This is a genomic window from Streptomyces beigongshangae (assembly GCF_019710745.1).
In the GTDB taxonomy this organism is placed as follows: domain Bacteria; phylum Actinomycetota; class Actinomycetes; order Streptomycetales; family Streptomycetaceae; genus Streptomyces; species Streptomyces beigongshangae.
The window spans coordinates 18,686-28,189 of sequence record NZ_JAHKJW010000080.1 but is presented as its reverse complement, the minus strand read 5'-3'; the positions used below and the strand labels follow the sequence as shown (position 1 = coordinate 28,189).

At 70.6% G+C, this 9,504-nt stretch carries 8 protein-coding genes; 2 read left to right on the top strand and 6 right to left on the bottom strand.

From position 1 onward, the window contains the following. Nucleotides 1-324: FMN-binding protein (locus tag KM933_RS35235; RefSeq protein WP_221360386.1), on the bottom strand; the 324-nt coding region annotated here is incomplete at its 3' end. A gap of 10 nt (nucleotides 325-334) precedes the next feature. Beyond that, nucleotides 335-1,675 (bottom strand): ferredoxin reductase family protein, encoded by a 1,341-nt coding sequence (locus KM933_RS35230; protein WP_221360384.1) that lies wholly within the window; start codon nucleotides 1,673-1,675, stop codon nucleotides 335-337. 173 nt (nucleotides 1,676-1,848) lie between these two features. Here KM933_RS35230 and KM933_RS35225 point away from each other — a divergent pair, with 173 nt between their 5' ends. After that, nucleotides 1,849-2,628: a response regulator transcription factor gene (locus tag KM933_RS35225; RefSeq protein ID WP_221360382.1), complete on the top strand. Its 780-nt coding sequence runs from the start codon at nucleotides 1,849-1,851 to the stop codon at nucleotides 2,626-2,628. Next, nucleotides 2,625-4,085 carry a sensor histidine kinase gene (locus KM933_RS35220; protein WP_221360380.1) on the top strand — a complete coding sequence of 487 codons (1,461 nt, stop codon included), beginning with the start codon at nucleotides 2,625-2,627 and terminating at the stop codon, nucleotides 4,083-4,085. Before KM933_RS35225 ends, KM933_RS35220 begins: the two co-directional genes overlap by 4 nt. 45 nt (nucleotides 4,086-4,130) lie before the next feature. Here KM933_RS35220 and KM933_RS35215 read toward each other — a convergent pair whose 3' ends face one another. From KM933_RS35215 to KM933_RS35200, 4 genes are all read right to left on the bottom strand, one after another. After that, nucleotides 4,131-5,600 carry a family 43 glycosylhydrolase gene (locus KM933_RS35215; protein ID WP_221360399.1) on the bottom strand — a complete coding sequence of 490 codons (1,470 nt, stop codon included), beginning with the start codon at nucleotides 5,598-5,600 and terminating at the stop codon, nucleotides 4,131-4,133. A gap of 206 nt (nucleotides 5,601-5,806) precedes the next feature. Continuing rightward, the gene (gene yjfF, locus KM933_RS35210; protein ID WP_221360378.1) at nucleotides 5,807-6,829 is read right to left on the bottom strand and encodes a galactofuranose ABC transporter, permease protein YjfF; all 1,023 of its coding nucleotides are present in this window, start codon (nucleotides 6,827-6,829) and stop codon (nucleotides 5,807-5,809) included. After that, nucleotides 6,829-7,929 carry an ABC transporter permease gene (locus KM933_RS35205; RefSeq protein ID WP_308013651.1) on the bottom strand — a complete coding sequence of 367 codons (1,101 nt, stop codon included), beginning with the start codon at nucleotides 7,927-7,929 and terminating at the stop codon, nucleotides 6,829-6,831. The genes yjfF and KM933_RS35205 overlap by 1 nt, the downstream gene beginning before the upstream one ends. Continuing rightward, on the bottom strand, nucleotides 7,926-9,464 hold the full coding sequence (locus tag KM933_RS35200; RefSeq protein ID WP_221360376.1) for a sugar ABC transporter ATP-binding protein: 1,539 nt from the start codon (nucleotides 9,462-9,464) through the stop codon (nucleotides 7,926-7,928). Before KM933_RS35200 ends, KM933_RS35205 begins: the two co-directional genes overlap by 4 nt. Between the last annotated feature and the right edge of the window lie 40 nt (nucleotides 9,465-9,504).

Here is a 9,504-nt window from a genome sequence, read left to right as displayed (position 1 = left end):
GCTCTGCTCCTCCAGCGTCGCCGCGACCAGCTTCGGCACGGCGGCCTCGGTCTGCGGGTGGTCCGGCTGCCGGAGCAGCTTCACGGCGGTGATCTCGTCGCCGTCGAACGCCACCTCGACCTGCACGGGCCCCTTCTCGGTGTCCACGGTCGAGCCCTTGACCACCCGGGCCGAGCCGCCTCCGGAACCGGCGGCGGGTGCGGAGGGCGCCGGGGCGGGCGAGGCGGCCTCGGTGGTCGTCGCCGAGCCGTCCGAGGGCGCGTAGCGCCACACCGGGACCAGGCCCGCGACGGTCAGGACCAGGATAGGTATTGCTCGCTTCACGATGTCTCCCTCATCCCGCCAGGCTGAAGCGCTCGAAGTGGATCTGCTGCTTGGGCACGCCCAGCTCGCGCAGGCTGCCCAGCACCGCGTTCATCATCGGCGGCGGCCCGCACAGGAACACGTCGCGGTCGCCGATGTCCGGCACGAGCCGCGCGAGCTCGCCCGGCGCCAGCTTGTCGGGGCTGACCGGCCCGGAGACCAGGTGCAGCTCGGCGCCCTTGGCGTGGGCGAGTTCCCGCAGCTCCTCGTAGAGGACCGCGTCCCGCTCGGCGGCCACCCGGTAGAGGACGACCGCATGCCCGTGCACCTCCTCCAGCAGGGCGCGGATCGGGGTGACGCCCACGCCGCCGGCGATGAGCACGGACCCGGGGCGGGTGCGGTGCATCGCGGTGAAGGCGCCGTAGGGCCCCTCGGCGAAGACCCGTGTGCCGACCCGGAGGTGGCGCAGGGCGGCGCTGCCGTCACCGGCCGCCTTCGCGGTGAGCCGCAGGGTGCGGCCGTCCGGGGCGGCCGACAGGGAGAACGGGTTGGCCTGCCACCAGCGGTCCCTGGTGAGGAACCGCCACAGGAAGAACTGGCCCGCGCGGGCCGGCAGCCGGTCCAGGTCGCGCCCCGTGATGTAGACCGAGACGACGTCGTCGGCTTCGGGGACGACCGCGGAGACCCGCAGCCGATGGCGCGTGTTGCGCCACAGCGGGAGCACCAGCCGGCCCAGCAGCACCGCGCCGAGCGCCACGCCCCACAGCACGTACCAGTACGTGGTGGCCGCGGTCGACGTGGTGAAGGTCGTGCCCGCCGCGACCTGGTGCGTGAACGCCAGCACCACCGCGACGTACGTGTACAGGTGGATGAAGTGCCAGGTCTCGTACGCGAGCCGGCGGCGGGCGTAGCGGGCCGAGACCGCGCCGATCATGAGGATCAGGCCCAGCGCGACGATCGCGCGGAACACGCCCTCGACGGTCTCACCGAGGTCGACCAGCTGGTTCACCGGGTCCATGGAGGACGACCGGGCGTAGCCGAACGTGATGAACACGGCGTGCCCGAGCAGGGTGAACAGCAGGCCGAAGCCGACGTACCGGTGCCAGGAGGTCAGCCGGTCCATGCCGATGCGGCGGTCGAACCAGGGCAGCCGGGCCACCAGCAGGAGCTGGAAGGCCATCAGGAGCGCGCCGTACAGGCCGGTGAGGCGGCCCAGCACGATGAGGGTGTTCGAGGCGAACCCGGCCTGGATGAAGAACACGGTCACCACGACCACGTTCAGGGCCAGCACACCGTACAGGCCGGCGCGGGCCACCACCTTGGGGCGTACCGCCGCGGTCGGTGGCGGTGCGGTCGTCTGGACAGTCGTCACGGACGGCAACTCCTTGATCGGGGTCCTCGGAGCCCTGGTGCGGGGTCCTGGGACTTCGAGCCTCCTTGCGCGAGCTGTCGTTTTCCTGTCGATGAACTTTCAAGTGTTTATCGATCGGGCCTCGGCGGGCCCTCGGCCATGACGCGGATCGCCGGGTGCAGCACTATGGGCACGTGGAAAAAGTACGACTTCTCGTCGTGGACGACGATCCGCCCATCGCCGACCTGGTCGCGACGGTCGCCCGCTACGAGGGCTGGGAGGCGGTCACCGCGAACTCCGGTGAGGAGGCGCTGCGCCGGGCCGCCGAGTTCCATCCGGACATCGTGGTGCTGGACCTGATGCTGCCGGGGCTCGACGGCTTCGCCGTGCTCGACCGGCTGCGACTGTCCGGGACGATGGTGCCGGTCGTGTTCCTCACCGCGCGCGACGGCGTGGCGGACCGGGTCGCGGGCCTCACCAGGGGCGGTGACGACTACCTCGTCAAGCCGTTCGCGGTGGAGGAGCTGATGGCCCGGCTGCGGACCGTGCTGCGCCGCAGCGCGGGACCCGCCTTCCAGCGGTCCGTGCTCGCGGTCGCGGACCTGACGATGGACGAGGACACCCGCGAGGTGCGCCGCGGCGAGCGGCTGCTGACACTCACCCCGACCGAGTACGAGGTGCTGCGCTACCTGATGCGCAAGTCGCCGACCGTGCTGACCAAGGCGCAGATCCTCGACCACGTCTGGGAGTACGGCTTCGGCGGCCGCTCGAACGTGGTCGAGCTGGTCATCAGCCGGCTGCGCCGCAAGCTCGACGGCGACGGGGACGGGACGGACAGGAACGGGACGGACGGCAACGGGACGGACGGGAGCGGGACGGACGGGAGCGGCGGCGACGGCGCGGGCCGGGACGGGCCGCAGCTCATCCACACCGTGCGGGGCGTCGGGTACGTGGTGCGGCAGGTCGCCGGGTGACCGGCCGCCTCCGTGCCGCGTACCGCAGGCTCCGTCTCGGCACCCGGCTCGCGCTGGGCATGGGGGCGCTCGCGCTGGTCGTCTTCACCGTGGTCAGCACGGGGCTGACGGCACACATGCGGAGTTATCTGGAGCGTCAGCTCAACAACCAGATGAAGCTGGTCCAGATCACCCAGTCCAAGGACGCCCGGGCGCACGGCACGGTGGAGCGCCGGCCGTACTACGGCTGGTACACCGCCGTGTACGACGTCTCGGACGACTCCGCCGTGCTGCGCCGCCCCAGTGACGTGCCCAAGGACACCGTGCAGCTCGCCGCGGTCGCCGAGTCGCTGGCCCGGGACGGGGCGAAGGAGGTCTACCACACCACCCGTATCCGGGACGAGGGCGCGTACCGGCTGCGGGCCTGCGAGATCGGGCCGGGAGTGGTCCTGGTGACCGCGGCCCCGCTGAAGGAGATAGAGGAGACCACGGACCGGCTGGTCACCGTCCAGGTCTTCGCCATCGCCCTGGGGGTGCTCGCGCTCGTGGTGTCCGGGCGCGCGGTACTGCGGCGGGGTCTTCAGCCGCTCAGCGACATGGCGCACACGGCCCGCGGCATCACCTCGCACGACTTCACGGACTCGGCCCGGCTGCCGGTGCGCGCCGACCGCGGGAACGGCGGCCCGGAGGTCGAGGAGCTGCGCACCGCGTTCAACACCATGCTGGAGCACATCGACGACTCGCTGGCCGTGCGCACGGAGGCCGAGCAGCGGCTGCGCCGCTTCGTCGCGGACGCCTCGCACGAGCTGCGCACACCCCTGATGTCGGTACGGGGTTACGCGGACCTCTTCCAGTACGCGGCGGCCAACGAGCCCGGGGAGAGGGAGAAGCACCTGGCCCGGCTGCGGGCCGAGGCGGCCCGGATGGGGGTGCTCCTCGACGACCTGCTGCTGCTCGCCCGGCTGGACGCCGCGGAGGTGGAGACCCCGCTGCGGCTGGAGGACACGGACCTCGCGGAGCTGGTGCGGCAGGCGGCGGACGCGTTCCGGGCCACCCGCGCGGACCGTCCGCTGTCCGTGTCGGCGGGCACCGGTCCGGTGCGGCTGCGGCTCGACGCCCTGCGGATCCGGCAGGTCCTGGACAACCTGCTCACCAACGCCGCGGTGCACACCCCGGCCGGTACCGAGGTGTCCGTGGAGGTGTCCGTCGCGTCCGGCGCGGCCGTCGTCCGGGTCACCGACTCCGGCCCCGGCATCCCGGCCGCCGACCGGGAGCGCGTCTTCGACCGCTTCTTCCGCATCGACAAGGCCCGCAGCCGGGATCGCGGCGGCAGCGGCCTGGGCCTGGCGGTGGCCCGCTCCCTGGTCCGGGCGCACGGCGGCACCCTCACCCTGGCCGGCCGGCCGGGCCTGACCACGTTCACCATGACGATCCCGCTGGGCGGGGCGGTCACCCGTACCGGGGCCCGGTACGGGTGAGGCCGTCTTCCGCTCCATGCGGAACATCCACTCGGCGCCGAACACCTATTCCGCGTAGAACGTCGCGTCCGCCCTGGCCGTCGCCGTGTCGGCCGGCTGCGTGACGAGCAGGTAGTCGTAGTGCCGCACGTAGCTGCCCGGGAGGTTGTACGCCTCGAAGGAGACGCCCGCGGACGGGTCGGCCAGACCGGCCCGCCGGTGGAAGCTCGCGTCGCCCTTGAAAGCCGTACTGCCGTCGCTCCTGTCCACCCACACCTCGCCGTCTGCNCTGCCGTCGCTCCTGTCCACCCACACCTCGCCGTCTGCGCGGTGGCGGAGGTAGTACCCGGGGAAGTTCGCCGATTCGAGGGAGACGGTCCCGGTGCCGGCCAGGCCCGTCACGATCCGGAACTGGGAGTCGGCGAGGTTGGTGACGTTCGGCTCGATCTTCGCCCGGTACTCCCAGTGCCGGACGAACCGGTCGGGGAAGTTGTACGAGGAGAAACGGACCGGGGTGACGCCGTCGGCCACCGGGATGCCGAAGTTGGGCGTGCCGTCGGCGTTCCAGTACAGCTTCTGGTAGCGGGTGCGCCGGTTGGGGTCGTTGAGCGGGTCGCCGCTGATGTCCTTGTAACTGCGGTCGTGGTAGACGAGGATGTCGGACTTCCCGTCCTCGGACGTGGTGAAGGTGTTGTGGCCCGGACCGTACTGACCGGTCGCGGCGTTGCTGGTGAAGACCGGGGTGGGCGTCTTGGTCCAGGAGGCCGCGTTCATCAGGTCGGCGGAGGCCGGGGCGGTCAGCAGGCCGAGGCAGTAGTTGCTGTCGGTGGCGCTGGCCGAGAAGGTCATGAAGACCCTGCCGTTGCGCTGGACGACCGCGGGGCCCTCGTTGACGGTGTGGCCGACCTTCTCCCAGGCGTGGGTGGGCCGGGAGATCATGACCGGACTGCCGCTGAGGGTCCAGGGGTTGGACATCCTGGCGAGGTAGATGTTGGTGCCCTCGCCGACCGCCGGGTCGTTCTGCGCCCAGCTGAGGTAGCGGGTACCGCCGACGGTGAAGGTGGTCGCGTCGAGCGAGAAGGTGTCCAGCGGGAGGGCGATGCGGCCCTTCTCGGTCCAGGTGCCGGTCAGCGGGTTGGCGGCGCCGGTCTCCAGGACGTACGGCCGGATCTTCCAGATGTCGTTCGAGGCGCCGGCGGCGAAGTGGACGTACCACTTGCCGTTGATGAAGTGGATCTCCGGTGCCCAGATGTGCGCGCCCATCTCACCGCTGGCGTGTTTGGTCCAGATGGTGGTCTCGGCCGCCGTGGCCAGCCCCTGGAGGGTGGTGGCCCGGCGCATCACGATCCGGTCGTACGCGGGCACGGTGGCGGTGAAGTAGTAGTAGCCGTCGGTGTGCTTGTGGATGTGCGGGTCGGCCCGCTGCGGGGCGACGGGGTTGGTGTAGGTGACGGCGGGCGAGACGGGGGCGGCGGCGGGCGAGGCTGGGGCGGCGGCGGCCGGCTGCGCGAGTGTGACGGCGAGGGTGACGAGCAGGGCTGCGACGAGGGCCGGCAGGTGGCGGGTACGGAACACGGCGGGTTCCCCTTCTGGCGGACGCCATATCGTTCGAAGTCTCGAACGACGTACGTGACTCCGACCAGAAGATAGGCACCCGATCTGTACACGTCAACGCTTCGGACGCATCACCGCTCCCGGCCCCCGGGCCCTCGGGTACCTGGGGCCCGGGGACGGTAACCCCGTTATGTGTTCCGGCGGGACGTCATCGTGCGCTGGACCAGGATGAACGCGCACAGCAGCACACCCGTCGCGATCTTCGTCCACCAGGAGCTGAGCGTGCCCTCGAACTGGATCAGGCTCTTGATCAGGCCGAGCACCAGGACGCCGAACAGCGTGCCCACCACATAGCCCGATCCGCCCGTCAGCAGCGTGCCGCCGATGACGACGGCGGCGATCGCGTCCAGCTCCAGGCCGGTCGCGTGCAAGGGGTCGCCGGACTGAATGTAGAGCGTGAACAGCAGCCCCGCGAGCGCGGAGCAGAAGCCGCTCACCGTGTACACCGCGATCTTCGTACCGCCCGTCGGGAGCCCCATCAGCAGCGCCGACTGCTCGTTGCCGCCGATGGCGTACACCCGCCGTCCGAAGCGCGTGTGGTGCAGGACGTGGAACGCCGCCGCCAGCACCACCAGCGCCACGAGGGCCCCGATGGAGAGGAAGGCCCCGCCCAGGGACACCTGGGTCTGGGCCATGCCGCTCACGGAGGAGTCACCGATGGAGATGGACTCCTTGCTGATGACCAGGCACAGGCCCCGGAAGAGGAACAGCCCGGCCAGGGTCACGATGAACGGCTGGATCTCGAAGTTGTGGATCACATAGCCCATCAGGAAGCCGCCGAACGCGCCCACGGCCAGCGCCAGGGGGACGACGACCACGAGCGGCAGCCCCTGCCGTTCCACCAGCCACGCGGTGAACATGGTCGTGAAGCCGATGACCGAGCCGACGGAGAGGTCGATGCCACCGGAGAGGATGACGAAGGTGGCGCCCACCGCGGCGACCAGCAGATAGCTGTTGTCGATGAACAGGTTCAGGAACACCTGTGTCTCGGCGAACCCGAAGTTCTGGTACCGGCTCAGGCCGATCGCGTACATCACGAGGAAGAGCCCGGCCGTCACCAGGACGGGCAGCCGGCGGTCGCCGAGGACGCGCGCGGCCCTGCCCGCCGTACGGTTGTCCGGCGCCGCGGGCCTGCGGGTGGTCGTGGTCATCACGACACCTCCATCTTGCGTACGGTCCCGGGCTCCGCGGCGGTGTCCGCCGGAGCCGCGACCTGGTGGGCACCCCGCTTCCCGCCGAAGCGCCCGCCGCCGAACACCTTGGCGCGGAACTTCGGGGACTGCATCAGGCAGACGATGATGACGACGGCGGCCTTGAAGACCAGGTTGGTCTGGGTGGGCACGCCGATGGTGTAGATCGTGGTGGTGAGGGTCTGGATGACGAGGGCGCCGACGACCGTGCCGCCGATGGAGAACCGGCCGCCGAGCAGCGACGTACCGCCGATGACCACGGCGAGGATCGCGTCCAGCTCGATCCACAGGCCCGCGTTGTTGCCGTCCGCGGCCGAGGTGTTGGAGCTGATCATCAGGCCCGCGATGCCGGCGCACAGCGCGCAGAACACGTACACCATGATCTTGATGCGCCGGGAGCGGATGCCGACCAGGCGGCTGGCCTCGGCGTTGCCGCCGACCGACTCGACGAGCAGGCCCAGCGCCGTGCGGCGGGTCAGCACCACGGTCACGGCGACCACGACGGCCACCACGAAGATGGAGAAGGGCAGCGTCAGCCAGTAGCCGCCGCCGATCAGCTTGTACGGCTCGCTGTTGACGGTGATGATCTGCCCGTCGGTGATCAGCTGGGCGACCCCGCGCCCCGCGACCATGATGATCAGGGTGGCGATGATCGGCTGGATGCCCATCCGGGCGACCAGGAAGCCGTTCCAGAGGCCGCAGACCACCGCGGCCAGCAGGCCGAGTCCCATCGCGAGGAGCACCCCGGAGACGGCGGCCTGGTCGGCCTGGTCACTGAGGTACGAACAGGCCAGCGCCCCGGTGATCGCGACGACGGCGCCGACGGACAGGTCGATGCCGCCGGTGGCGATGACCAGGGTCATACCGACGGCGACCAGGATGAGGGGCGAGCCGAACAGCACGATCGAGACGAGGCTGCCGTAGAGGTGGCCGTCCGTCATCCTCACGGAGAAGAAGTCGGGAGTGAAGGGGACGTTGACGAGCAGCAGGACCACCAGCACGGCGACCGGCCAGAACAGGTGGTGGTGGGTCAGTGCTCGCCATCGTGGAGTGGTGGTCACTGGTGCTCTCCGCTCGCGATGGTCTCCAGGATGCGGGTGGGCGTGATCTCGGGTCCGTTGGCCAGCCTGGCCACGAGCCTGCGGTCGCGCAGTACGCCGATGGTGTGGCTCAGCCGCAGGACCTCCTCCAGCTCGGCCGCGATGTACAGCACGGCCATGCCCTCCTCGGAGAGCGAGACCACCAGTTTCTGGATCTCGGCCTTGGCACCGATGTCGATGCCGCGCGTCGGCTCGTCCAGGATCAGCAGTTTCGGCCGGGTGATCAGCCAGCGGGCGAGCAGCACCTTCTGCTGGTTGCCGCCGCTGAGCCGGCCGACCCGGGCCTCGGGGTCGGCCGGGCGGATGTCCAGGGCCTGGATGTACCGGGCGACGAGTTCGTCGCGCTGGGCGGCCGGGACGGGCCGGGTCCAGCCGCGTGCGGCCTGCAGGGCGAGGATGATGTTCTCGCGCACGGTGAGGTCCGGCACCAGGCCCTCGGCCTTGCGGTTCTCCGAGCAGAACGCGACACCCGCGGCGATCGCGTCGTTCGGGGCGCTCATCGAGACCTGCCGGCCGCCGATGGTGACCTTGCCGCTGTCGGGCTGGTCGGCGCCGAAGAGCAGCCGGGCCAGTTCGGTGCGGCCCGAGCCGAGCAGTCCGGCGAGCCCGACGACCTCGCCCTTCTTGATCTCCAGGTCGAAGGGGGCGATGCCGCCGGCCCGGCCGACGCCGTCCGCCTCCAGCAGCGGCTCCCCCACGTCGGCGTGGAGCTGGTGGTCGTGCAGCTCCTCCAGCTGGTCCAGGGCCTTGCCGATCATCAGCTGGACGAGGCCGACCTGGTCGAGGTCGCGGACCAGGTGCTCGCCGACGAGGGCGCCGTTGCGCAGGACGGTCATCCGGTCGCAGACCTCGTAGATCTGGTCGAGGAAGTGCGAGACGAACAGGATCGCCACGCCCTCGCCCTTCAGCCGCCGCATCAGGGCGAAGAGTTCGAGGACCTCGTCGCGGTCGAGGCTGGAGGTCGGCTCGTCGAGGATCAGCACCCTGGTGCCCGACCCGGAGCCGTCGCTGTCCCCGGTCCCCACCGACCGCACGATCGCGACCAGTTGCTGCACGGCCAGCGGGTACGAGGACAGCGGCGCGTCGACGTCGATGTCGAGGCCGAGCCGGTCGACGAGTTCGGCGGCCTCGCGGCGCAGCCGCTTCCACCGGATGCGGCCGAAGCGGGTGGGCTCGCGGCCGATGAAGATGTTCTCCGCCACCGACAGGTTGGGGCAGAGGTTGACCTCCTGGTAGACCGTGCTGATACCGGCCTGCTGGGCCTGCGAGGGGCTGTGGAACCGCACGGACGTGCCGTTCAGGGTGACGGTGCCGCCGTCCAGGGAGTACACCCCGGTCAGCACCTTGATGAGGGTGGACTTGCCGGCGCCGTTCTCGCCGAGCAGGGCGTGGATCTCGCCGGGGAAGAGCCGGAAGTCGACACCCGACAGAGCCCGCACCCCCGGAAACTCTTTGACTATGCCCGTCATCTCCAGGACGGGCAGCGGCTCTGCCATGGCAGCGCTCCTCATCGATGTTCGGTCAGGCCCGGATGTT